Source organism: Serratia sp. Nf2, assembly GCF_003028435.1.
In the GTDB taxonomy this organism is placed as follows: Bacteria; Pseudomonadota; Gammaproteobacteria; order Enterobacterales; family Enterobacteriaceae; genus Serratia; species Serratia marcescens_L.
Window position 1 is genome coordinate 308425 of the sequence record NZ_PYTW01000001.1, and the last position, 23880, is coordinate 332304.

The window sequence follows — 23880 nt, forward strand, 5'->3', positions numbered from 1 at the left end:
CATGGAAACGCTGTTGGAAGTGCGCAACCTGAGCAAAACCTACCGCTACCGCACCGGGCTGTTCCGCCGCCAGCACGTCGAGGCGGTGAAGTCGGTCAGCTTTACCCTGCGCGAAGGCCAGACGCTGGCAGTGATCGGCGAGAACGGCTCCGGCAAATCCACGCTGGCGAAGATGCTCTCCGGCATGGTGGAACCGACCGCCGGCGAACTGCTGATCGACGATCATCCGCTGGAATTCGGCGATTATCGCTATCGCAGCCAGCGCATTCGCATGATTTTTCAGGATCCGAGCACCTCGCTCAACCCACGCCAGCGCATCGGCCAACTGTTGGACGCGCCGCTGCGGCTGAACACCAGTCTGGAGCCCGCCGAGCGCGAACAGCGCATCAACCAGACGCTGCGTCAGGTCGGCATGCTGCCGGATCACGCCTACTACTATCCGCACATGCTGGCTTCCGGGCAAAAACAGCGCGTCGCGCTGGCGCGTGCGCTGATCCTGCAGCCGAAGGTGATCGTCGCCGATGAGGCGCTGGCCTCGCTGGACATGTCAATGCGCTCGCAAATCATCAACCTGATGCTGGAGCTGCAGGAAAAACACGGTATTTCCTATATCTACGTCACTCAGCACCTCGGCATGATGAAGCATATCAGCGACCAGGTGCTGGTGATGCACGAAGGGGAAATCGTCGAACGCGGCAGCACCGCCGAGGTATTGGCGGCGCCGCTGCACGAATTGACCAAGCGCCTTATCGCCAGCCACTTCGGTGAGGCGCTGACCGCCGACGCCTGGCGACGCGACGGCGGCCGTTTTTGATCCACGTCCTGGCCTGCAACAAACCCGCTGCGGCGGGTTTTTTATTGCCGTACACGCCTGCCGTTTAGCAAGAAAGCGCACATACAAATTACATTCTTGTTATATATCCTTATATTTTATTCCTTTCAGTTATTGATTAGTCCGTAACATTATTTTATCTCGCCTGGGCGATCGGTGAGGATATCCCCTACGTTGAGCCTCTCATACGACAGGATATCGCACTGATGAACAGCCTTCGCCATCGCCGCCTCACGCAGTTTCTGCTCACGCTGGCCGCCGGTTTCTCTGTTTACGGCCACGCGCTGTACTGCGATGAGCTGCGCTAAATCCGCCTTTCGCCCCGCTTGCGGGCATGTTGCCTCTTTGTCCAGCCGCCGCTGCCGCACGCAGCGGTGGTTGTTGATCATGATTAAGGATTGACCCTATGGAACGACTCCGTCGACAACATAATGCCCAGTGGTATCACGAAACCCAAAGCAGCGTGCGTGGCGATGCGCCGCTGGAGCCGCAGGCGGCTACCCTGCGCGATCGTTTTCTGCTGGGGCTGGGCGCCTTCGCCGATGAAGCGTTAAACAGTGCGCTCATCGCCCGCGCCGGGGTATTTAACGCCTCGCTGGCCGGTTACCACGCCCTGTTTCCCGACCAGGTGTCGCTATCACGACACGTGACATTGTCACCCTACGATCGCCTCAGCACCGCGCTGACCGTCGCTCAGGTAACGGGCGTGCAGTCCCTCTGTAGCCACTACGCCGCCCGCCTCGCCCCGCTGCACAGCCCGGACGCCTCCCGGGAAAGCAATATCCGTCTCGCCCAGATCACCCAATATGCCCGCCAGCTTGCCAGCCAACCCACGCTGATTTGCCGCAAGGCGCTGCAACAGCTTGTCGACGTCGGGCTGAGCCCAGCGGATATCGTCACCTTTTCGCAAATCATCGGTTTTGTCAGCTACCAAGCGCGCGTGGTGGCGGGCATCGCGGCGTTGGCCGGCCGACCGGCGGTGGTGGTGCCCGGTTTCCCGAACGTCGAAGACGCCGATGGCGTCGCTTTCAGTGCCGAAGAGTTGAGCTGGACTGCGCGTCTGCCGACAATCGACACGGAAGCCGCCGCCGCCGAACAGCTTGACGTGCTGGATCAGAGCCACCCGCAGGCGCGCGCCGAATCTTACTATCTGCTGCTGGCGCACGATGCCGCCGCACTGCGCGAGCGCAACGGGGTGTTCAACGGCATCAATGCCGAAGGGTATGGGTTATCGAGCCGCCTGAAAGCACTGGCGACCCTGGTGGTCTCGCGCATCAACGGCAGCCGCTACTGCGCGGCTACGGTGGCGCAAGAGCTACAGGACGACGAGCTGGCCCAGGCGCTGTTCACCGGGCTGGCTCAGGGGCTGGCATTGACCAAGGATGCCGTCAAACGCGCGGTGATCCACACCGCCGCAGAGCTGACGCGCGCACCGGAGAAATTTACCCCGCAGAGCGTGCAGCCGTTGTTCAACAGCGGCCTGAATCAGGCGCAGGCGCTGGAAGTGATCCTCACCGCCGCACTCTACGCCTGGGAAAATCGCCTGCGCCAAACGTTGGGCGATGCGGAACCGACACTGCCGGCGCTGTAACCTCTCACTGAGTTAACGGTTAACTTCGCCGTTAACTCACCCTCTTCTATTTTGGCTAAAAACTTCACCAAAAGATGAACCCGTAAACTAAAAATCCGAAAAATCAAAATTTATTAGAATTATGATTCATTTTATTCTGCCACCCGCGAAAATAACGGATCGTCAAAATTATGTCTGCAAACAACGCAATAGGCAGATTGCGCCATCGCTCAATTATGTAACCATTCTCATCGCAGAAGCAGTAAAACAAGGTTTTAACCCTGCTAATTAATAGGAAAACACATTAACACCTCTAACTTTTCAACAGTGGTCGCCTTGCTATTTAGTTTCTATGATTAAGCCGATAGCGACGTTGTGATTGCCCATTTAAAATATTCACAAAAAATAAACGTTCGCCGTCAACCCCATTATTTTTTATTTTCCATCACAGCAAAAAATATTGTGAGGTAACCGTATGTCTGAGCAAGAACTTAAATCCAGCAACAGTATCGTTAACGTGATTGTCGTCATCGATACCGATGCCCTGATAGAAGCATTCGAGAATAACAACCCCAGTCAGGACTCCGGCAACCCAACAGGTATTGGCCATCAATACGCCTATATGGTCGTCACCTCCGATCAGGTGATCGGCGGCTCCGGCACGGCAGACCTGAACTTTAAAGCCAATGTCGGCGACGTCATTCGCTGGACTGGCACCTCAGAATCCGCCAATTTCGACGCCAGTGTGCTGATCTACGGGCTGCCGCAGTTCGGCAGCGGTACCCAGGTCTTTTCCAACCCGACCTTCAAAATGTACACCCGCAGTTCGATGATGCCGGCGCAAAATACCGTGTTCCCCGTCACCTTCACCAACCAAACCTATTGGTTCATACAGGCGGACATCAGCAATACCGGCACGGAAAATTATTGCATCCAATTTGGCCTTTATTATCGGCCAAACGGCGGCGATCAAAAATTACTGGGTTATTTCTATTGGGATCCGACCATTACCATCAGCAATTAACCTTATTCCGTCGACCGTTAGACAACGAATGATTATGGCCCCGCGGGGCCATAATCATTGCGGAAACATCGGGTAAACTTAAACGTCTCTATTCATTTCGCCGACGCAGCCACTCGCTGGCGGCGTCAAAGAATTTTTGCGCCAACGGCGTGGCGCGCTCCGCCATATCGACCACTACCGCTGCATGCCGCGGCATGGCGCCGATAGCTACCGGACGGCGCTGCAACGCCGGCATCAGCGGCGATTGCAGCTGGCCGCGCGGGAACAGCCCACAGCCCAGGCCGACGAAAACCCCCTCCAGCAGTTGGAAGATCGAGGCGGTCTCCAGCCGTGTGTGCAGCGTCAACCCGGCGTCGCGGAAGTGTTGATCGAGATAGCGGCGAAAATAACGCGTCGGCTCGGCGAGGCACAGCGGCAAAGCGGCCACCGCTTCCAGCGGCATTGGCGTATCGCCCACCAGCTTCGGGAAGTGTTGCGGATGAAATACCAGCTCGACGCCGGTTTCCACCAGCGGTTGCGATTGGAAATGCAGCTCCTTTAAGGTCGACAGCTCGAAAAAGCCGATGCCGATGTCGACGGTATGCGCCGTCAGCGCCTCCAGCAGCTGATCGGCGCTCAGCACCGCCAGCCGGTAATCGAGATGCGGGTAACGCTCGCTGACCGCCTTGAGCATTTCCGATACCGAAATACTGCACTGCGGCACCACGCCAAGGCGCAGCGTGCCGTGCAAGCCGTGCTTGAGCGACTCCACCTCCAGCTTCAGCCCTTGGTAAACCGAGACGATCTCACGCGCCCACGCCAGCACCCGCTCGCCTTCGGCGGTAAAACCGCCGAAATGGTTGCCGCGGTTAATCAGCGATACGCCCAGCTCTTTTTCCAGATTTTTCAATCGCATGGATAGCGTCGGCTGGCTAACAAAGCTGGCCTCCGCCGCCCGGCCGAAGTGGCGTTCTCGTTCTAAATTACACAAATAAATCAGTTGTTTAATATCCATAGCGCGGCTCAATGATCGGCATTCGCACCAGTATACCACCGGGCGCCGTCGCCCGCCCGGCGAGTCAGAGCTTCAGCTTCACGTAATCCACCAAGCGCGAGAACACGCCGCCCTGCGGCACCGCCTGCAGCGCTACCAGCGGCAGGGTTTTCACCACCTGGCCATTGTCGCTGATGCGGATCTCGCCAACGGTCTGCCCTTTGCCAATCGGCGCTTCCAGCCGCGCGGCATTGATCACGTACTGCGCCTTCAGCTTGTCCGCTTCGTTTTTCGGCAGGCTGAGCGCCTGCTCTTGCGCGCTACCGACCGGTAACCGGTGATCCTCGCCGTACCAGACCGGCTCTTCCCCCAGGCTCTGGCCGGCGCTGAACAGGTGTACGGTGGTAAAGTCGCGCAGCCCCCAAGTCAACAGCTTACGCGCCTGCTCCTCACGCCCTTTGGCACTTTTGCCGCCCATCACCACGGCGATCAGGCGGCGATCCCCTTCGGTGGCGGAGGCGATGATGTTGAAGCCGGCCGAGGCGGTGTGCCCGGTTTTCAGCCCATCGACGTGCAGCGTCTTATCCCACAGCAGGCCATTGCGGTTCTGCTGCGTGATACCATTCCAGGTCAACGACTTCTCGCTGTACATATGGTATTCCGCCGGTTCACTCATGATGATGGCGCGCGCAATCACCGCCAGATCGCCGGCGGTGGTGAACTGCCCCGGCGCATCCAGCCCGTGTACCGTTTCGAAATGGGTGTTCTGCAGGCCCAGCTGCGCGCTCTTCTCGTTCATCAGCTTGACGAAGTTGGCCTGGCTACCCGCCACATAGTCCGCCATCGCCACGCAGGCGTCGTTGCCGGAATCGATGATGATACCGCGGCTGAGATCGCGCACCGTGACCCTGTCACCTAGTTTCAGGAACATCAGAGAGGAGCCTTTGAACACCGGGTTGCCCTGCGCCCAGGCGTCTTTCCCCACGGTGACGATATCGTCGAGGCCAATCTTGTGCTGGTCGAGCGCGTGGTCGATCACCAACCCGGTCATGAGTTTGGTCAGGCTGGCCGGATTGCGCCGTTCGTCGGCATTGCCGGCGGCCAACACCTGGCCGGTGGTGTAATCCATCAAAACGTAAGAGGCGGCGTCTATCGCCGGCGGGGTCATGGTAGGAAAATTGGGCGTCGTTTCCACCGCCTGCGCCGCTAAAGGCAGCAATATGCCGCCGATTACCACTGATACTGAACGCTTCACGCTGTGTTCCTCAGGCCCGCAGGCTGAATAAAATGCCAATATAATCCGCGAGATAGACTGCATTAATTCACTTTCAGACGAAACCATTACTCTTTTGCAGCGGGTGTCTTTATGCAACCATTTGTTTACGGCACCGCTCGCCGGCGATAGATGCGCTCTATGCCGCCATTGCCCCATTCGATTAGACGCCAGCCCGCAGCGCCCCTAAACTTGTGACATAAATACGCAAGACGCATAAAAAAGCGTTTACTTTTTAGCTACAACCACCTGCGAAGTGTCACCATGAAATTCAAACCGTCAATCAAGCCTTATACCGGCCCGGCGGGCGGCTGGGGTTCGCTTGAAGCCACCACCCGCTTTGTCCTCGACAGTAAACAAACGCTAAAAAACATGCGCAACCTGATGCGCGTCAACAAGGCTCGCGGCTTCGACTGCCCCGGTTGCGCCTGGGGCGACGACAATCACAGCACCTTCAGCTTCTGCGAAAACGGCGCCAAAGCGGTCAGTTGGGAAGCGACGCGCAGTGCCGTGGAACCGGAGTTCTTCGCCGCCCACAGCGTCAGCACCCTGCAGCAGCAGAGCGACTATTTCCTCGAGTATCAGGGGCGCCTCACCCACCCGATGCGTTACAACGCCGAAACCGACCACTATGAACCCATCCATTGGCCGGATGCGCTGGCGCTGATCGCCAAACACATCAACGGCATGGACAACCCGAACCAGATCGAGCTGTATACCTCGGGCCGCGCCAGCAACGAAGCGTCGTATCTTTATCAGCTGTTCGGCCGCATGCTCGGCACCAGCAACTTCCCCGACTGCTCCAACATGTGTCACGAGGCGAGCGGCGTTGGGCTGAAACAGAGCATCGGCGTCGGCAAAGGCACCATCCGCATCGATGACTTCGAAAAGGCCGATGCCATCTTCGTGTTCGGTCAAAACCCCGGCACCAACCACCCGCGCATGCTGCACAGCCTGAAAAACGCCGCTCGACGCGGCGCGCGCATCGTCAGCTTCAACACCCTGCGCGAGCGCGGGCTGGAAAGGTTCGCCGATCCGCAGGATCCGGTGCAGATGCTGACGCCAAAATCCTCGCCGATCAGCTCTTCCTATTACCAACCGAATCTGGGCGGCGATATGGCGGCGGTGCGCGGCATGGTGAAAGCCCTGCTGGAAACCCACCGTCAGCGCCTGGCCGCCGGCGAGCCCGCCCTGTTCGACCTGGCGTTTATCGAACGGCACAGCGTCGGCGTAGAGGCTTACCTGGCGCAGGTAGACGCCACCGAGTGGCAGACCATTACTGCGCAGTCGGGCCTGAGCGAGGCGCAGCTGCGCCAGGCGGCGGCCACCTATCAGGGCGCCGAACGGGTGATCTGCACCTGGGCGATGGGCGTGACGCAGCATAAACACTCTATTGCGACGGTGCGTGAAATCACCAACCTGCAGCTGCTGTTCGGGCAGTTGGGCAAACCGGGCGCCGGCCTGTGCCCGGTACGCGGCCACAGCAACGTCCAGGGTAACCGCACCATGGGGATCGACGAGAAGTCGCCCAAAGCGCTGCTCGACAGCCTGGAACGCCACTTTGACTTCACCGCCAACCGCGCGCTGGGCCACAACACGGTGGAAGCGATCGAAGCGATGCTGCGCGGCGAAGTGAAAGTGCTGATCGCGCTGGGCGGCAACCTGGCCGCCGCGGCGCCGGACACCGAGCGCACCGCCCGCGCCCTGCGCAACTGCGATTTGACGGTGCATATCAGCACCAAGCTTAACCGCAGCCACCTGGTGACCGGCAAAGATGCGCTGATCCTGCCGACACTCGGCCGCACCGAACTGGACATGCAGGCCAGCGGCTCGCAGTACATTACGGTCGAGGATTCGTTCAGCATGGTGCACGCCTCGGAAGGCATCGGCAAGCCGCTGGCGGAGACCCAACGTTCGGAGACGGCGATCGTCTGCGGCATCGCCGACGCGGTGCTGGGTACCCAACAGCTGGATTGGCTGGAATTGGCCGACGACTATTCGCTGATCCGCAATCACATCGCCGCCACCATTCCCGGCTTCGAAGATTTCAACCGGCGCTGCGACCAGCCCGGCGGTTTCTACCTCGGCAATGCCGCCGCCGAACTGCGCTTCGCCACGCCGAGCGGCAAGGCAGAGTTCAGCGCCGCCGCGCTGCCGACCACCCTGTTCCCTCAGCTGGGCAGCGAGAAAGCGCCGTTCACCCTGCAAACGCTGCGCTCACACGATCAGTACAACACCACCATCTATGGTCTGGATGACCGCTACCGCGGCGTTTACGGTCAGCGTGAAGTGTTGTTCATCCATCCGGAGGATCTGGCGGCGCTGGGCCTGCAGGATGGCGAACGGGTAGAGATAGAAACCCTGTGGAACGACGGCGTGGTGCGCAAAGTGGATGGGTTCAAGCTGGTGAGTTACGACATTCCGCGTGGCAACCTGGCGGCCTACTACCCGGAAACCAACCCGCTGGTACCGCTGGCCAGCTTCGGCGACGGTACCGGTACCCCGACCTCGAAATCGATCCCGGTAGTGATTCGCCGCAGCGAACAGCAACCTTCACTGCGCATCGCCTGAAAACGCGCGCCCGGTTCACGCCGGGCGCGCCAATATCGCCAGAATGGTCTGCAGCTCGTCCGACAGCTGATGCCGTCGCCAGACGAAATACAGGTCGCTCACCCCCTCCTCGCCCATTTCCACCACCTTCAGCCCCGGTGCCGGCAAGATCAGCGGCAGCAACGAACCGGGGACGCAGGCGACGCCACAACCGGCCTGCACGCAGGCCGCCATCGCGGCATAAGACTCCATTTCCAGCGTCATGCGCGGTTTCAGCCCGCGCGAGGCCAACCAGTGATCCACCTTCAGGCGAAACGAACATTCGCGACTGAAGGTGTAAAACTCCAGCGGTGCCAGCGTCGCGGCGTCGGGTTCCCCGGCATCGGCCGGCATCAGCAATACCAGCCGTTCATCGAATGCCTGTTGGCTGGCCAGCAGCGGATGTTCAATCGGGCCGTCGGTGATCGCCAGGTCAAGATCGCTGTCGATCAGCATGCGTTCCAGCACCAGCGAGTCGCGGCTCAGCACGTTGATGTGCAGATGAGGCTGTAAACGGCGCAGCCGGGCAATGCGCGCCGGCAAATGGCTGACCAGCGAGAAATCCAGCGCCCCGAGGTTCAGCAGCCCATGCTGATGCTCGCCGGCGAACAGCTGCTTGCTGCGCTCCGCCTGCGCCACAATGTCGCGCGCCTGCTGATAGAACAGCCGCCCTTTGGGATTGACGTACAGCCGGTTCTTGTCGCGGAAAAACAGCTCGCCGCCCAGCGACTCCTCCAGTTCGCGCAGCCGCAGCGTGACGTTGGAAGGCACGCAGTGCAGCTCGCGCGCGGCCGCGGCGATGGTTTTGTGCTCCACCACGGTGCAGAAAAACTTCAGCTGGCTCAGCTTCATCCATCATTCACTTTTAGTTAGTGTTTTAGTTAAAAACAATCACTTTAGATTAGCATCGATTTCACCTACAGTCTGCTGACACCCTGAGGAGGATCTCTGATGCCACTGAATGATCTACTGACGCTGCCCGGCGTGGCGGCCCAACCGGACGCGGTAACCGACGGTTACGTGTTCAACCACACCATGATCCGCGTGAAGGATCTGACCAAAGCGCTGGATTTCTACACCCGCGTGCTGGGCTTTACCCCGGTCTATCTGGAAACGTTCGAAGAAGCCGCGTTTACCATCTGCTACCTGACGCGCAGCCCGCATGAACAGATCCCGCTGGACGACGACGAGCGCAAACGCTGGGCGCTGAGCCAGCCGGGCATTCTCGAGCTGACCCATAACCACGGCACCGAAAATCAGGCCGATTTCCACTACCACAACGGCAACGGCGAGCCGCGCGGCTTTGGCCACCTGTGCGTCACGGTGCCAGACGTGCGCGCCGCCTGCGAGCGGTTTGAGCGCCTCGGCGTCACCTTCCAAAAGCGCCTGCATGAAGGCCGCATGAACTACGTGGCGTTCATTCGCGATCCGGACGATTACTGGATTGAAATCCTGCAGCCAACGCCGCTGCAGGATTGATAGTCTCCCGCCCCTCACCCCGGCCTTCGCGCCGGGGTTTTCCCTCGATAGCACTCCGATTGACCATTCTTGCGCAAAATCGCGCGGCAACGCGGGGTTCCGTGACGTTAGGCTTGCTCGCAGCGGGTGATTCGCGTAAAACTGTCAGCCGCAAATCTTGCCACTCACAACCCATTCACTGGACGATATGTTTCAAGATAACCCGCTGCTGGCGCAGCTTAAACAGCAACTTCACTCTCAGACCCCGCGCGTTGAAGGCGTCGTGAAAGGGACTGAGAAAGGCTTTGGCTTTCTTGAAGTAGACGGTCAAAAAAGTTACTTCATTCCGCCGCCGTACATGAAGAAAGTCATGCACGGGGATCGCATTATCGCCACCCTTCACACCGAGAAAGAGCGCGAAATCGCCGAGCCGGAAACCCTGGTCGAGCCGTTTCTGTCGCGCTTTGTCGGCCGCGTGCAAAAGCGCGACGACCGTCTGTCCATCGTGCCCGATCATCCGTTGCTGAAAGATGCGATTCCGTGCCGCCCGGTGCGTGAATTGACCCACAACTTCCAGGCCGGTGACTGGGCGGTGGCGGAAATGCGCCGTCATCCGCTGAAAGGCGATCGCGGCTTCAACGCCGATCTGACTCACTTTATCACTGAAGGTGAAGACCATTTCGCCCCGTGGTGGGTGACGCTCGCACGTCACAACCTGGAGAAAGAGGCGCCGGAGATGCAGGCTCTCAGCGAGCCGGCCGCTGGGCTGGTGCGTGAAGACCTGACCGCGCTCGAATTCGTCACCATCGATAGCGCCAGCACCGAAGACATGGACGATGCGCTGTATGTGACCGACAACGGTGACGGTTCGCTGCAGTTGACTATCGCCATCGCCGATCCGACCGCCTACGTCGAGCAAGGCAGCAAGCTGGATGATATCGCCCGCGTGCGCGCCTTCACTAACTACCTGCCGGGCTTCAACATCCCGATGCTGCCGCGCGATCTGTCGGACAACCTGTGCTCGCTGCGCCCTAACGAGCGCCGACAGGTGCTGGCTTGCCGCGTAACCATCGCCGCCGACGGCGCGCTGGGCGACGATATTCAGTTCTTCGCCGCCGAGATCGAATCCAAAGCCAAGCTGGTGTACGACGAAGTCTCCGACTGGCTGGAAGGCATTGCCGGCTGGCAGCCGCCGAGCGATGCCATCACGCAACAAATCACCCTGCTGAAACGCGTTTGCGACGCGCGCAACGCCTGGCGCCATCAGCATGCGCTGGTGTTCAAAGATCGCCCGGACTACCGCTTCGTGCTGGGTGAAAAAGGCGACGTGCTGGAGATTGTTACCGAGCAGCGCCGCAGCGCCAACCGCATCGTTGAAGAGTGCATGATCGCCGCCAACGTCTGCGCCGCCATCGTGCTGCGCGATCGCCTGGGCTTCGGCGTGTACAACGTGCACACCGGTTTCGATCCTGCGCTGGTCGAGCAAGCGGTCACCGTATTGCAGGCCAACGGCGTGGAAGCCGAAGCCGACAAGTTGCTGACCCTCGACGGTTTCTGCGAACTGCGCCGCCACCTGGACGCGCAGCCGACCCAGTTCCTCGACAGCCGCATCCGCCGCTTCCAGACCTTCGCGGAGATCAGCACTACGCCGGGGCCACACTTCGGTCTGGGTCTGGAGGCTTACGCCACCTGGACATCGCCGATCCGTAAATACGGCGACATGGTCAACCATCGTCTGCTGAAGGCGATCATCAACCAGCAGCCGGCAGAAAAACCGCAGGATGACGTCACGGTGCAGCTGGCGGAACGCCGCCGCCTGAACCGCATGGCGGAACGCGACGTCGGCGACTGGCTGTACGCCCGTTTCCTGCAGGACAAGGCTGGTACTGACACCCGCTTCAACGCCGAGATCATCGACGTGACCCGCGGCGGCCTGCGCGTGCGCCTGCTGGACAACGGTGCGGTCGCCTTCATCCCGGCACCGTTTATTCACGCGGTGCGCGACGAGATGCAGTGCAGCCAGGAAACCGGCACCGTGCAGATCAAGGGTGAAGTGGTTTACCGCCAGAGCGACACCTTGCAGGTCACCATCGCCGAAGTGCGCATGGAAACCCGCAGCGTGATCGCCCGTCCGGCGGCCTGAACGCCAGCCTGAAACGGCAGCAACGCAAAACGCCGACGGTGAAAACCGCCGGCGTTTTTTTTCGGCTAGCGCAGCGGCTCGCCGCCGGTTTCACGCAGCAAGGGCAGCACCGCCAATGAAGCCAGCGTCGCCAGCATCAGATAGACGGCGGGCGCCAGCAGCGAGCCGCTCAGCGCGATCGACTGGGAGGCAATGTACTGGGCGAAGCCGCCGAAGATCGCCCCCCCCAGGCTGTAGACCAAGGCAAACCCCAGCGCGCGAATGCGCTGCGGGAACAGCTCCGAAATCATCAGCATGGTCGGTACCGACCCGAGCGTGGTCAACCCGACCAGCACCGCGACAATCAGCAGCAGCACCGCCGGGTGCGGCATCGCGCTCAGCCACCAAAATGCCGGCAGGGCCACAATCAGAATCGCAATCCGCGAGCCGCGGATCAGCGGCAAACGGCCGTAACGATCGCACCAGTGCCCGATCAGCAGACTGCCGACGAAGGTGACGAGCCCCGCCAGCAGCATCGCGGCATAGCCGTAGGCCTGCGCCATTCCCAAGTATTTCACCGCGTAGGTGCCGAGATAATACATCGAGATGTAAGTGGCGACGGTGGCGCCGATGGTCAGCATCACGCCGAGCACCACCGCCCGCGAGTGCTTGCGCAACTGCGCAGGCGGCTCGTGAGCCCGCGACACCGATGGCCGATCGCTTTCCAACCCGAGACGCAGCCAGCAACCGAGCGGCGCCAGCGCCACACCGATAAAGAAAGGAATCCGCCATCCCCACTCGGCCATGGCGTTCGGCTCGCCGGAAAGCACCGGCAAGGCCGCGCTGAGCGCCAGCGCGGTCACGCCGCCAACCACGGTGGCGATGCCCTGCGTCGCCAGCGACCAGCTGGAATAGAAGCCGCGCCGGTTGGGCGGCGCCGACTCCACCAGCAACGACATCGATGCCCCCACCTCGCCGCCCGCCGCCACGCCCTGGATCAGGCGCGCCGCCACCAGCGTGACGGTTCCCCAATAGCCAGCGCTGGCGTAGGTCGGCGCAAAGCCGATCATCGCCGTGCCCAGGCTCATCAAGGAAATCGTCAGGATCATCGCCGGCTTGCGGCCATGGCGATCGGCATAGGCGCCAATCAGAATGCCGCCCAGCGGCCGCATGAAGAAGCTGACGCCGAACGTGGCAAACGCCAACAGCAACGCCAGATGCGGATCGCTGGACGGCGGAAAGAACAATACGCTGATGTAAATAACGAAGAAGTTATAAATACCGAAATCGAAAAACTCCAGCGCATTGCCGAAGGAGGCGGCGAATATAACCTTTTTGCCACCGGCTCTCGGGGCCGATATTATTTCCGCCTGAGTTTCAGCCGTATTTTCACTCATCATTACCTTCCCTGTTATTATTTTCGAGTTTATTTCAAATACGCTTCCGCCAACGCTCCCCAATACTGGCTGCCGGTCGCCAGGCAGCCGTCGTTAAAGTCATATCCCGGGTTATGCACCATGCAGCTGCCTTCGCCATCGCCGTTGCCGATGATCAGGTAGCCGCCCTGCGGATGCGCATCGAGCATGAAGGCGAAATCTTCACTGCCCATCAGCGGCCGGGCGCCGTAGTGCGCGCGCGCGGCGCCGAACTGCTGTTCCGCCACGCAGTGGGCGAAACGGGTCATCGCTTCGTCGTTGACCAGCACCGGCGTGCCGTTAACGTGTTCCACCACCGCGTGCGCACCGAAGCTTGCCGCCTGTGCCTCGATCAGCGCCGGAATGCGCGCCAGCAAAGTGGCGCGCGCCTGGCGATCCAGCGAGCGCACGCTGAGCTTCATCTCCGCGCTGTCCGGGATCACGTTGGCCGCCTCACCGGCCTTGATGCTACCGACGGTGATCACCGCCGCCTCCAGCGGATCGATATTGCGCGAAACGATGCTCTGCAGCGCGACGGTGATATGCGAAGCCACCAGCACCGGATCGACCGTCAGCTGCGGGATGGCACCGTGGCCGCCGCGCCCCTGCACCCGGACGTTGAACTGATCCATCGAGGCCATAAACGGGCCGTGCTGGAAGAAGAACTCGCCGAGCGGCATCCCCGGCATGTTGTGCATGGCAAAGATGGCGTCGCAGGGGAAGCGCTCGAACAGCCCCTGTTCCACCATGCGCGCACCGCCGTTCAGCATCTCTTCCGCCGGTTGGAAAATCAGGTGCAGCGTGCCGTTGAAGTTGCGCGTTTGCGCCAGGTAACGGGCGGCACCGAGCAACATGGTGGTGTGACCATCATGGCCGCAGGCGTGCATGCGGTTGGCCACGCTGCTGCTCCAGGGCTTGCCGTTGTTCTCCTCGATCGGCAAGGCGTCCATATCGGCGCGCAGTCCGAGGCGTTTAACGCCGTCACCCACCCGCAGCGTGCCCACCACGCCGGTTCCCGCCAATCCGCGGTGCACCTCATAGCCCCACGAACTCAGATAATCCGCCACCAGATCGCTGGTGCGAAACTCTTCGAAACCCAATTCAGGGTGTTGATGAATATCGTGCCGAATGGCCGTGAGCTGCGGTAAATACCCTTCGATGATTTTATTTATCATAATTAAATTCCTTTCGTAGATTTATTATTTATTTGATGAATGATTAAACCTGCGGGTGAAAATAAAGGTATAACACGGCATGGATGATTTTATTTCGGCACGCCTCGACAGATAAAATAATAATCCGCCAGACACCGTGCCCAGATAAAAAACGACGATGATTCGCTGTACGCAGCGTGAAAATGCAGAATGAATAACTGCCGGGGATTGCGTGGGCGACAGCCTGCGCCAACGCGGTTTCATCACGTTGTTTTTACACTAAAACCCCACCTGCTTCACATTTCTCATCCGACCTGCCGCGGTTCGGCGGCAAAACTTCTACTGTTAAAACGTCATTCCTAATAACAACGTCGATTTTTACCTCTGTACGCCAAGGAGTTGTTTCATGAAAAACATCAGGTCAGGACTTATCTGGCTGCTGGTGGCGTTGGTCGGCGCCTTCGCCTTCGCCATGCTGGCGCTCAGCCGCGGCGAACACGTCAACGCCGTCTGGCTGGTGGTCGCCGCCGTCGCCTGCTACAGCATCGCCTACCGCTTCTACAGCCGGTTCATTGCCGACAAGGTCTTTGAACTGGACGACCGCCGTCTGACCCCGGCAGAACGCCACAACGACGGCCTGGACTACGTGCCCACCAACAAATGGGTGCTGTTCGGCCACCACTTCGCCGCCATCGCCGGCGCCGGGCCGCTGGTGGGGCCGATTCTGGCCGCGCAGATGGGTTTCCTGCCGGGGACCATCTGGATCCTGGTCGGCGTCATGCTGGCCGGCGCGGTGCAGGATTTCCTGGTGCTGTTCATCTCCACGCGCCGCGACGGGCGTTCGCTAGGGGAAATGGCCAAGCAAGAACTGGGCGCATTCGCCGGGGTAATCACCATGCTTGGCGCGCTGGGGGTGATGATCATCATTCTGTCGGCGCTGGCGCTGGTGGTGGTAAAAGCCTTGGCCGACAGCCCGTGGGGGCTGTTCACCATCGCCGCCACCATCCCGATCGCCCTGTTCATGGGCATCTACATGCGCTTTATCCGGCCGGGCAAGATCGCTGAAATTTCGGTGATTGGCTTCGTGCTGATGCTGCTGGCGATCATTTACGGCGGCAACGTGGCGCAAGATCCCTACTGGGGGCCGTTCTTCACGTTGCACGGCACCACCCTGACCTGGGTGCTGGTGATCTACGGCTTCGTCGCTTCGGTGCTGCCGGTGTGGCTGCTGCTGGCACCGCGCGACTACCTTTCCACCTTTATGAAAATCGGCGTCATCATCGGCCTGGCCATCGGCATCGTCTTCGCCATGCCGGAGATGAAAATGCCGGCGGTCTCGCGCTTCATCGACGGCAGCGGCCCGGTGTTCGCTGGCGCCCTGTTCCCGTTCCTGTTCATCACCATCGCCTGCGGCGCCATTTCCGGCTTCCACGCGCTGGTCTCCAGCGGCACCACACCCAAGCTGGTGGAACGTGAAAGCCACATTCGCTTTATCGGTTACGGCGCCATGCTGATGGAGTCTTTCGTCGCCATCATGGCGTTGATCTGCGCCTCGGTGTTGGATCCGGGCGTTTACTTCGCCATGAACTCCCCGGCGGCGCTGATCGGCACCACGGTGGAAAATGCTTCGCAGGTCATCAATAGTTGGGGCTTTATCGTCACGCCGGAAACGCTGGCGCTGATAGCCAAAGAGGTAGGTGAGAACTCCATCCTGTCGCGCGCCGGCGGCGCCCCGACATTCGCCGTGGGCATGGCGCACATCATCAGCGAGGTGTTCAACAGCCGGGCGATGATGGCCTTCTGGTACCACTTCGCCATTCTGTTCGAAGCGCTGTTCATCCTGACCGCCGTCGACGCCGGCACCCGCGCCTGCCGCTTTATGGTTCAGGATCTGGTGGGCGTGGCGGTGCCGCAGCTGGCCAACAACCGTTCGTGGTTCGGCAATCTGGCGGGTACCACGGTGGCCGTGGCCGGCTGGGGCTTCTTCGTGTATCAGGGCGTGGTCGATCCGCTCGGCGGCATCAATACCCTGTGGCCGCTGTTCGGCATCGGCAACCAGATGCTGGCGTCGATGGCGCTGATCCTCGGCACCGTGGTGCTGTTCAAGATGAAAAAACAGCGTTATGCCTGGGTTACGATCCTGCCGACCGCCTGGCTGTTCGTGACTTCCATGACCGCCGGCTGGCAGAAAATCTTCCACGAGAAACCGAGCATCGGCTTCCTGGCGCAGGCGAAGAAATTCTCCACCGGCATCGAGCAAGGCACGATCATTGCGCCGGCCAAGTCGCTGAAAGACATGGAAACCATCGTGTTCAGCAACCAAATCAACGCCGCGCTGTGCGGGTTCTTTATGCTGGTGGCGGTAACCATGCTGATCGCCGCCTTCTTCGCGATCCGTCGGGCGCTGCGTGCCGAACACCCAACGGCGCATGAGGTCAGCGCCGCGCTTAGGGAAGAAACCGGCCGCAGCTAGCGTTTCGATCATCCAGCAAGGGCGCCGCGGCGCCCTTTTTACTGGCCAGGCTTTAACCCAGCAGCGTGGAGCCGAAAGCTCCCTGCCAATCCTGCTCGAACTTCTCGACCGCAGCCTGCACCGCCGGCGCGCCAAGGAACTGCTCCGCCACATCCACCGGCAGCGTGATGGCCTGGCAGCCCGCCAGCAGGCATTCCAGCGCCTGACGCGGCGTTTTGAAGCTGGCGGCCAGCACCTGCGCCGACGGCGCATGCAGGCTCAGCAACTGCTGCAGCTCGTGCACCATTTCGATACCGTCGCCGCCCTGCGCGTCTACCCGATTAACGTAAGGCGCCACATATTCCGCCCCGGCCAAGGCCGCCAGCAGCCCCTGCCCGGCGCCGTATACCGCCGTGCCCAGCGTCGGGATGGACATCGTTTTAAGCTTCTTGATCGCCGCCAGCCCTTCGGCGGTCGCCGGGATCTTGACCACCAGCCCCGGTACGCGCTGGCTGAGCAGCGCCGCCTCCGCCACCATGCGCTCGGCATCGGTCGCCATCACCTGCGCGAACAGCTTGCCGGTGCCGCCGAGGGCGTCACGCAGCGCGGGCAGCACTTCCCAGATCGGCTTGCCTTCTTTCGCCACGATGCTCGGGTTGGTGGTGACGCCGTGCAGCGGCAGAATGCGCGCCAGTCGTTTTACCGCAGTCACATCGGCGGTATCGAGATAAAGCTCCATCACGGACTCCTGTGTCATGTTGTGTGGGCGGATTCAAACTCTGATCATCATAAGGCAAAAACCCCGCCAACTTTTGATCAAAATCAATTCAACTTTCATTCGAAACATCTTTAATGGCGAAAGATTCAGCAACGCCAAACGGGTGACTCATGTACTTCAATCTGCAGCGCTACTCGACCCATGATGGCCCCGGCATCCGCAGCGTGGTCTTTCTAAAAGGGTGCCCGCTGAGCTGCCGCTGGTGTCAGAACCCGGAAAGCCGCTCGCGCCACGCAGATCTGCTGTTTGACCAGCGCCTGTGCCTGAGCGGCTGTACGCTGTGCACCGAGCGCTGCCCGCAAGGTCTGTGGCGTGACGAGGGAGCATTGACGCTGCGGCGCGACGTCATCAGCGCAGACGACTACGCGGCGCTGGCCGCCGCCTGCCCGACCGGCGCGCTCAGCCTGTGCGGCAGCGCGGTCAACCTCGACGATATCATGGCCGAGGTGATGCGGGATAAGCCTTTCTACCTGCGCAGCGGCGGCGGTTTAACGCTGTCCGGCGGCGAGCCCTTTATGCAGCCGGAAGTCGCGGCGGAGCTGCTGCGGCGCGGCCGGGAAGCCGGCATCCACACCGCCGTCGAATCCTGTCTGCACGTTCCCTGGCGCTACATCGCCCCTTCGTTGCCCTGGCTGGATCTGCTGTTGGCCGATCTCAAACACACCGATGAAGCGCGTTTCAAAACCTGGACCGGCGGCTCCGCCCGCCGGGTGATGAACAATTTCCGCCGGCTGGCGGCACACGGCGTGCCAATGACCGTGCGCGTGCCGCTGATCCCCGATTTCAACGCCGATCGCCACGCTGTCCGCGCGATTGTCGACTTCGCCGCCGACGAGATCGGCGTATCGGAGATCCATTTTCTGCCATACCACACGCTGGGCATCAACAAGTATCACCTGCTCGGCGAGCCCTACTGCGCCGCCAGCACGCCGCTGGACGCGCCCGATCTGCTGGCCTTCGCCGAAGCGTACGCCGGCGCCAAAGGCCTGACCGCCATTTTGCGAGGATAACGCCATGACCACATTGGATTTGACCACCCTCAGCGCCCGTATTCAGGCGCATAAGAATGCGCTGATCCACATCGTCAAACCGCCGGTGTGCACCGAACGCGCACAGCACTATACCGAAGCCTATCAACAGCATCAGGATCGGCCGCTGCCGGTGCGCCGTGCGCTGGCGCTGGCCAACCACCTGGCGAAGCGCAGCATCTGGATCGCCAACGATGAGCTGATCGTCGGCAACCAGGCCAGCGAGCTGCGCGCCGCGCCAATCTTCCCCGAATACACCGTCGGCTGGATAGAAAATGAGATAGACCAGTTGGCCGACCGGCCGGGCGCCGGCTTCTCGGTCAGCGAAGAGAACAAAGCGATTTTGCACCGTCTTTGCCCCTGGTGGCGCGGCCAAACGGTGCAGGATCGCTGCTACGGCATGTTTACCGACGAACAAAAGGCGCTGCTCGCCACCGGCATCATCAAAGCCGAGGGCAACATGACCTCCGGCGACGCCCACCTGGCGGTCAACTTCCCGCTACTGCTGGCGCTTGGCCTCGACGGCCTGCGTGAAAAGGTGAACGCGCGCCGCAGCCGCCTGCACCTGACCGAATGGGAAGATCTGCACAAAGCGCAGTTTCTCAACGCCATCGACATCGTACTGGCGGCGCTGAGCGAGCACATCCTGCGCTTCGCTCGCCTGGCGCGCGACATGGCGCAACGCGAACCCCGCGACTGGCGGCGCACCGAGCTGCTGGCTATCGCAGACAACTGCGACCTGATCGCCCATCGCCCGCCGCACACCTTCTGGCAGGCGCTACAGCTGTGCTATTTCATCCAGCTGACGTTACAGATCGAATCCAACGGCCATTCGGTTTCCTTCGGCCGCCTCGACCAATATCTCTATCCCTGGTATCGGCGCGACGTCGAGCTGGAGCAAAACCTGGCGCGGGAAGACGCCATCGAGCTGCTGCACAGCTGCTGGCTGAAGCTGCTGGAGGTCAACAAGATCCGCTCCGGCTCACACTCCAAGGCCTCCGCCGGCAGCCCGCTGTACCAGAACGTCACCATCGGCGGCCAAAAACTGATCGACAGCAGGCCGTGCGACGCGGTCAACCCGCTGTCCTACGCCATTCTCGAATCCTGCGGCCGCCTGCGCTCCACCCAACCCAACCTCAGCGTGCGTTACCACGCCGGAATGAGCGCCGATTTCCTCGACGCCTGCGTGCAGGTGATCCGCTGCGGCTTCGGCATGCCGGCGTTCAACAACGACGAAATCGTCATTCCCGAGTTCATCAAGCTGGGGGTTGAGCCGCAGGACGCCTACGACTATGCCGCCATCGGCTGCATAGAGACCGCCGTCGGCGGCAAATGGGGCTATCGCTGCACCGGCATGAGCTTCATCAACTTCGCCCGCGTGCTGCTGGCGGCGCTGGAACAGGGGCGCGACGCCACCTCCGGGCAGATTTTCCTGCCGCAGGAACAGGCGCTGTCCAAAGGAAACTTCGCCGATTTCGAGCAGGTAATGGCCGCATGGGATCGGCAAATCCGTTACTACACGCGCAAGTCAATTGAGATCGAATGCGTGGTGGACAGCGTGCTGGAGGAGAACGCCCACGATATCCTCTGCTCCGCGCTGGTGGATGACTGCATCGAACGCGGCAAAAGCATCAAGCAAGGCGGCGCCAAGTACGACTGGGTTTCCGGCCTGCAGGTCGGCATCGCCAACCTCGGCAACAGCCTGGCGGCGGTGCGCAAACTGGTGTTCGAGCAAGGGACAATCGGCCAGCAGCAGCTGGCGGCGGCGCTGGCCGACGACTTCGCCGGGTTAGATGGCGAACAGCTGCGCCAGCGGCTGCTCAACGCCGCGCCCAAATACGGCAACGACGTGGACGACGTCGATCGACTTCTGGTGCGCGCCTACCAAACCTACATTGAGGAACTGAAGCAATATCGCAACACCCGCTTCGGCCGCGGGCCGATCGGCGGCGGCTATTACGCCGGCACGTCGTCGATCTCGGCCAACGTGCCCTTCGGCGCTGCCACCCTGGCCACCCCGGATGGCCGTAAGGCGCATGCGCCATTGGCGGAAGGCGCCAGCCCGGCGTCCGGCACCGATCACCTAGGGCCGACGGCGGTGTTCAATTCGCTCGCCAAGTTGCCGACCGAGGCGATCCTCGGCGGCGTGCTGCTCAATCAAAAGCTGAACCCGACGACGCTGGACAACCCGCGCGATCGGGAAAAGCTGATGCTGATGTTGCGCACCTTCTTCGAGAGCTACCGCGGCTGGCATGTGCAGTACAACATCGTGTCGCGCGAAACGCTGCTGGCGGCGAAGCAACACCCTGACCAATATCGTGATTTAGTGGTTCGCGTAGCTGGCTATTCCGCCTTCTTTACCGCATTATCCCCTGAAGCGCAGGATGATATTATTGCGCGCACAGAACATACTCTTTAAACCTTTGACTCTTAGCGGCCGCGCCTTGGCGGCCGCATCATCAGGCCGATATGAATTTACGACAACAGACCATATTGCAGTTGGTTAACGATCGCCGGCGGATCAGCGTCAATGAGCTGGCGCGTGCCTCGGGCGTCTCGGAAGTCACCATCCGGCAGGATCTCAACCTGCTGGAAAAGCGCAGTTATCTGAAGCGGGTACATGGCTCCGCCGTGGCGCTGGAAAGCGATGACGTCGACGCCCGCATGATGTCCAATTTCACTCTCAAGCAACGGCTGGCGCAATACGCCGCCGCGCAGGTCAACGACGGCGAGACGATATTTATCGAGAGCGGCAGCGCCAACGCCCTGTTGGCGCGCTACATCGCCGAACGCAAGCGCATTACGCTGATCACCGTCAGCCACTACATCGCCAACCTGCTCAAAGAAACCGATTGTGATGTGATTGTGCTGGGCGGCATGTACCAGAAGAAAAGCGAGACCGTGGTCGGCCCGCTTACACGGCTGTGCATTCAGCAGGTGCATTTCAACAAGGCGTTTATCGGCATTGACGGCTTTCAGGCCGAAACCGGCTTTACCGGCCGCGACATGATGCGCGCCGACGTGGTCAGCGCGGTGCTGGCCAAGGGCGTGGAGAATATCGTGCTGACGGACTCCAGCAAATTCGGCCAGATCCAGCCCAATCCGCTGGCGCAGCCGGGCCAGATCAGCCGGGTGATCACCGATTCGCGTCTGGCGCTGGAGTATCAGCATCAGCTGAAACGCCAGGGCGTTCAGGTGGAGTTGGTCAACGAATAGCGCAGACCACCACCGCACCGCGCGGGCTACACCGCGCGTCTTTCCCCTTGCACCGCAGGATTTTAAGACTATTTACCTGTTTATCCCTCCCGAGAAACCTATACTCAGTTTTGGCGACTTTTGGGCCGTAACTTGCTAATTATTCGGCCGTTAACAAAAAATGCCATTTTTTATATCGATACTGTATGGGAATCAACAGCAGGCCTGATTTATGGTTAACGCCTATACTTATAGGGCACTTCCATATAGCCAATGCTAAGGAGAAGTCATTATGATGATTATCAATAAACGTTTCGCCACCGCGGCTCTGGCACTGACTCTGGCGTTTTCACTCAGTGCTTGTTCCAACATGTCCAAACGCGATCGCAACACCGCTATCGGTGCCGGCGCCGGTGCAGTCGGCGGCGCAGTGCTGACAGACGGCAGCGCGTTGGGCACGCTGGGTGGGGCTGCGGTAGGGGGCATCATCGGTCACCAGGTTGGCAAATAACCTGACCGAGAGACCTCAGCCGACAGGCTGGCAAAAGCGTTTCGGCGCTTTGACGTATTAACCAGAATAACGATGATTTCAGGTCTGTTTTACTTTAAGTCTATGGTTCTTTTGCCGTTAACGGGCTAACCCCCGGCAGCAACAACCTCAAGCCATGCCACGGCATTGCACCGCGGCATGGCGATTCACCTCATCCACCCGCCAGTTTGACCTTCATGCCTTTGGCTTCCAGCAGCTGCTTGAGCAGATCGCGTTTATCGCCCTGGATCTCGATGACCCCGTCTTTCACCGAACCGCCGCAGCCGCATTTCTTTTTCAGCTCTGCCGCCAGTTTGTCGAGCGCAGCATCATCCAGATCGACGCCGGCGATCAGGCATACGCCCTTCCCCTTGCGGCCGCTGGTCTGACGCTGGATGCGCACGATGCCGTCGCCCTTGGCGCGTTGTGGTTTAGCCTCTTCCTGTTTGATACGGCCGGTGTCCGTGGAATACACCAGGCGGCTGTTATCGTCATTCATCGGCGGTTCCTCAGGCCAAAGAGGCGCGGATCGCGCGCAGCGTCGCGGCCGGATCGGCAGATTGGGTGATCGGACGCCCAATCACCATATAGTCCACGCCGGCGGCCTGCGCCTGCACCGGCGTCATGATACGGCGCTGATCGCCCGCCGCGCTGCCTTCTGGGCGGATCCCCGGCGTAACCAGTTGGAAAGCCTGCCCGCAGGCCGCTTTCAGCCGCTGCGCTTCGTGTGCCGAACACACCACGCCGTCCAGCCCACAGTCGCGGGTCAGGCGCGCCAGCCGCTCGGCGTGATCCGCCGGGCTGGCCTCAATGCCGATGCCGCGCAGGTCTTCCGCTTCCATGCTGGTGAGCACGGTTACGGCGATCAGCAGCGGCGCATCCGCCCCGAATGACGCCAGCGCTTCTTTAGCGGCGGTCATCATGCGCGCGCCGCCGCTGGCGTGGACGTTGACCATCCAAACGCCCAGCTCGGCCGCCGCCGCGACCGCATGCGCGGTGGTATTGGGAATATCGTGAAATTTCAGGTCGAGAAACACGTCGAAGCCGCGCCCATGCAGATCGCGCACCAGCTGCGGCCCAAACAGCGTGAACATTTCTTTGCCCACTTTCAGCCGGCAGTCTTGCGGATCGATACGGTCGGCGAACGCCAGCGCAGCGTTCTTATCGGCGTAATCTAACGCCACAACGAGTGGAGATGATTTTAAGTCATTGTTATTAGCGTTATTTTCAGACTTCATTTCTTCTACCTTCTGTAAAATAGACATAATCAGGGACTCACCCGCGAAACTGACCGCCGCATTCTACCTGTCGGGGGCCAGAAATCCCAGCCGCAGCGCACATCGGCGCTCCGTCATGTTACCTCTCACCTTTGTCATGGCGCGTCAACGAAAGCGCGTCAGCGATAAACCACGCAGCGTAAAACGCCGTAAAGATGCGTAAATTATTAATCAAATATTTTGAATGATTTGCTCAGCATTATCAGATTTT

20 protein-coding genes are annotated in these 23880 nt (G+C 60.5%); 11 read left to right on the forward strand and 9 right to left on the reverse strand.

Features of this window, described 5'->3' with window-relative positions; all coding sequences use genetic code 11:
* The first annotated feature begins 1 nt into the window (after position 1).
* Positions 2 to 814, forward strand: a complete 813-nt coding sequence (gene sapF / locus C9411_RS01415; RefSeq protein ID WP_033648455.1) for a putrescine export ABC transporter ATP-binding protein SapF — start codon at positions 2 to 4, stop codon at positions 812 to 814.
* 149 nt (positions 815 to 963) lie between these two features.
* Here sapF and C9411_RS01420 read toward each other — a convergent pair whose 3' ends face one another.
* On the reverse strand, positions 964 to 1221 hold the full coding sequence (locus C9411_RS01420; RefSeq protein WP_063990022.1) for a hypothetical protein: 258 nt from the start codon (positions 1219 to 1221) through the stop codon (positions 964 to 966).
* 17 nt (positions 1222 to 1238) lie between these two features.
* On the opposite strand from C9411_RS01420, the gene C9411_RS01425 reads away from it, so the two are divergent.
* Positions 1239 to 2423: a peroxidase-related enzyme gene (locus C9411_RS01425; protein ID WP_063990023.1), complete on the forward strand. Its 1185-nt coding sequence runs from the start codon at positions 1239 to 1241 to the stop codon at positions 2421 to 2423.
* 454 nt (positions 2424 to 2877) lie between these two features.
* Positions 2878 to 3426 (forward strand): inclusion body family protein, encoded by a 549-nt coding sequence (locus C9411_RS01430; RefSeq protein WP_033648460.1) that lies wholly within the window; start codon positions 2878 to 2880, stop codon positions 3424 to 3426.
* 88 nt (positions 3427 to 3514) lie between these two features.
* Here the strand turns inward: C9411_RS01430 and C9411_RS01435 are convergent, their stop codons facing one another.
* Both C9411_RS01435 and dacD read right to left on the reverse strand, forming a co-directional pair.
* A complete protein-coding gene (locus tag C9411_RS01435) occupies positions 3515 to 4420 on the reverse strand; it encodes a LysR family transcriptional regulator (protein ID WP_107226293.1) in 906 nt (301 codons plus the stop codon).
* Between the two features lie 64 nt (positions 4421 to 4484).
* Positions 4485 to 5654, reverse strand: coding sequence for a serine-type D-Ala-D-Ala carboxypeptidase DacD (dacD, locus tag C9411_RS01440; RefSeq protein ID WP_107226294.1), 1170 nt, complete (start codon positions 5652 to 5654; stop codon positions 4485 to 4487).
* Positions 5655 to 5936: 282 nt separating this feature from the next.
* Between dacD and C9411_RS01445 the strand changes: the two genes are divergently transcribed.
* Complete coding sequence (locus C9411_RS01445; RefSeq protein ID WP_107226295.1) at positions 5937 to 8243, forward strand: FdhF/YdeP family oxidoreductase; 2307 nt, start codon at positions 5937 to 5939, stop codon at positions 8241 to 8243.
* Positions 8244 to 8258: 15 nt separating this feature from the next.
* Here C9411_RS01445 and C9411_RS01450 read toward each other — a convergent pair whose 3' ends face one another.
* Complete coding sequence (locus C9411_RS01450; RefSeq protein ID WP_063990027.1) at positions 8259 to 9113, reverse strand: LysR family transcriptional regulator; 855 nt, start codon at positions 9111 to 9113, stop codon at positions 8259 to 8261.
* A gap of 99 nt (positions 9114 to 9212) precedes the next feature.
* Here C9411_RS01450 and gloA point away from each other — a divergent pair, with 99 nt between their 5' ends.
* Positions 9213 to 9740, forward strand: coding sequence for a lactoylglutathione lyase (gene gloA / locus C9411_RS01455; protein WP_107226296.1), 528 nt, complete (start codon positions 9213 to 9215; stop codon positions 9738 to 9740).
* Between the two features lie 187 nt (positions 9741 to 9927).
* A complete protein-coding gene (locus C9411_RS01460; RefSeq protein WP_107226297.1) occupies positions 9928 to 11862 on the forward strand; it encodes an exoribonuclease II in 1935 nt (644 codons plus the stop codon).
* A gap of 65 nt (positions 11863 to 11927) precedes the next feature.
* Here C9411_RS01460 and C9411_RS01465 read toward each other — a convergent pair whose 3' ends face one another.
* Together C9411_RS01465 and C9411_RS01470 are read right to left on the reverse strand one after the other, a co-directional pair.
* Positions 11928 to 13238: an MFS transporter gene (locus C9411_RS01465; RefSeq protein ID WP_107226298.1), complete on the reverse strand. Its 1311-nt coding sequence runs from the start codon at positions 13236 to 13238 to the stop codon at positions 11928 to 11930.
* A gap of 29 nt (positions 13239 to 13267) precedes the next feature.
* Positions 13268 to 14431, reverse strand: a complete 1164-nt coding sequence (locus tag C9411_RS01470) for a M20 aminoacylase family protein (RefSeq protein ID WP_107226299.1) — start codon at positions 14429 to 14431, stop codon at positions 13268 to 13270.
* A 385-nt stretch (positions 14432 to 14816) separates the two neighbouring features.
* On the opposite strand from C9411_RS01470, the gene C9411_RS01475 reads away from it, so the two are divergent.
* Positions 14817 to 16883: a carbon starvation CstA family protein gene (locus C9411_RS01475; protein ID WP_048234130.1), complete on the forward strand. Its 2067-nt coding sequence runs from the start codon at positions 14817 to 14819 to the stop codon at positions 16881 to 16883.
* A 52-nt stretch (positions 16884 to 16935) separates the two neighbouring features.
* Here the strand turns inward: C9411_RS01475 and fsa are convergent, their stop codons facing one another.
* Positions 16936 to 17601, reverse strand: a complete 666-nt coding sequence (gene fsa / locus C9411_RS01480; RefSeq protein WP_063990032.1) for a fructose-6-phosphate aldolase — start codon at positions 17599 to 17601, stop codon at positions 16936 to 16938.
* 149 nt (positions 17602 to 17750) lie between these two features.
* On the opposite strand from fsa, the gene C9411_RS01485 reads away from it, so the two are divergent.
* From C9411_RS01485 to osmB, 4 genes are all read left to right on the forward strand, one after another.
* Positions 17751 to 18650, forward strand: coding sequence for a glycyl-radical enzyme activating protein (locus C9411_RS01485; protein WP_107226300.1), 900 nt, complete (start codon positions 17751 to 17753; stop codon positions 18648 to 18650).
* A gap of 4 nt (positions 18651 to 18654) precedes the next feature.
* Positions 18655 to 21087 carry a formate C-acetyltransferase/glycerol dehydratase family glycyl radical enzyme gene (locus C9411_RS01490; protein ID WP_107226301.1) on the forward strand — a complete coding sequence of 811 codons (2433 nt, stop codon included), beginning with the start codon at positions 18655 to 18657 and terminating at the stop codon, positions 21085 to 21087.
* Between the two features lie 50 nt (positions 21088 to 21137).
* Entirely contained in the window at positions 21138 to 21884 is a 747-nt protein-coding gene (locus C9411_RS01495; RefSeq protein ID WP_004930631.1) for a DNA-binding transcriptional regulator YciT, read from the forward strand.
* A gap of 271 nt (positions 21885 to 22155) precedes the next feature.
* Positions 22156 to 22374: an osmotically-inducible lipoprotein OsmB gene (osmB, locus tag C9411_RS01500; protein WP_004945176.1), complete on the forward strand. Its 219-nt coding sequence runs from the start codon at positions 22156 to 22158 to the stop codon at positions 22372 to 22374.
* Between the two features lie 190 nt (positions 22375 to 22564).
* Here the strand turns inward: osmB and yciH are convergent, their stop codons facing one another.
* Both yciH and pyrF read right to left on the reverse strand, forming a co-directional pair.
* Entirely contained in the window at positions 22565 to 22891 is a 327-nt protein-coding gene (gene yciH / locus C9411_RS01505) for a stress response translation initiation inhibitor YciH (protein ID WP_063990035.1), read from the reverse strand.
* Positions 22892 to 22901: 10 nt separating this feature from the next.
* The gene (pyrF, locus tag C9411_RS01510; RefSeq protein ID WP_199200106.1) at positions 22902 to 23630 is read right to left on the reverse strand and encodes an orotidine-5'-phosphate decarboxylase; all 729 of its coding nucleotides are present in this window, start codon (positions 23628 to 23630) and stop codon (positions 22902 to 22904) included.
* Positions 23631 to 23880 lie beyond the last annotated feature (250 nt).

Coding starts and splice junctions, on each gene's coding strand:
- C9411_RS01495 (WP_004930631.1), top strand. CDS start 21,138: ATGAATTTACGACAACAGACCATATTGCAGTTGGTTAACGATCGCCGG.
- C9411_RS01425 (WP_063990023.1), top strand. CDS start 1,239: ATGGAACGACTCCGTCGACAACATAATGCCCAGTGGTATCACGAAACC.
- gloA (WP_107226296.1), top strand. CDS start 9,213: ATGCCACTGAATGATCTACTGACGCTGCCCGGCGTGGCGGCCCAACCG.
- C9411_RS01465 (WP_107226298.1), bottom strand. CDS start 13,238: ATGAGTGAAAATACGGCTGAAACTCAGGCGGAAATAATATCGGCCCCG.
- fsa (WP_063990032.1), bottom strand. CDS start 17,601: ATGGAGCTTTATCTCGATACCGCCGATGTGACTGCGGTAAAACGACTG.
- C9411_RS01445 (WP_107226295.1), top strand. CDS start 5,937: ATGAAATTCAAACCGTCAATCAAGCCTTATACCGGCCCGGCGGGCGGC.
- sapF (WP_033648455.1), top strand. CDS start 2: ATGGAAACGCTGTTGGAAGTGCGCAACCTGAGCAAAACCTACCGCTAC.
- C9411_RS01420 (WP_063990022.1), bottom strand. CDS start 1,221: ATGATCAACAACCACCGCTGCGTGCGGCAGCGGCGGCTGGACAAAGAG.
- C9411_RS01485 (WP_107226300.1), top strand. CDS start 17,751: ATGTACTTCAATCTGCAGCGCTACTCGACCCATGATGGCCCCGGCATC.
- C9411_RS01470 (WP_107226299.1), bottom strand. CDS start 14,431: ATGATAAATAAAATCATCGAAGGGTATTTACCGCAGCTCACGGCCATT.
- C9411_RS01475 (WP_048234130.1), top strand. CDS start 14,817: ATGAAAAACATCAGGTCAGGACTTATCTGGCTGCTGGTGGCGTTGGTC.
- C9411_RS01435 (WP_107226293.1), bottom strand. CDS start 4,420: ATGGATATTAAACAACTGATTTATTTGTGTAATTTAGAACGAGAACGC.
- pyrF (WP_199200106.1), bottom strand. CDS start 23,630: ATGAAGTCTGAAAATAACGCTAATAACAATGACTTAAAATCATCTCCA.
- osmB (WP_004945176.1), top strand. CDS start 22,156: ATGATGATTATCAATAAACGTTTCGCCACCGCGGCTCTGGCACTGACT.
- yciH (WP_063990035.1), bottom strand. CDS start 22,891: ATGAATGACGATAACAGCCGCCTGGTGTATTCCACGGACACCGGCCGT.
- C9411_RS01430 (WP_033648460.1), top strand. CDS start 2,878: ATGTCTGAGCAAGAACTTAAATCCAGCAACAGTATCGTTAACGTGATT.
- C9411_RS01460 (WP_107226297.1), top strand. CDS start 9,928: ATGTTTCAAGATAACCCGCTGCTGGCGCAGCTTAAACAGCAACTTCAC.
- C9411_RS01450 (WP_063990027.1), bottom strand. CDS start 9,113: ATGAAGCTGAGCCAGCTGAAGTTTTTCTGCACCGTGGTGGAGCACAAA.
- C9411_RS01490 (WP_107226301.1), top strand. CDS start 18,655: ATGACCACATTGGATTTGACCACCCTCAGCGCCCGTATTCAGGCGCAT.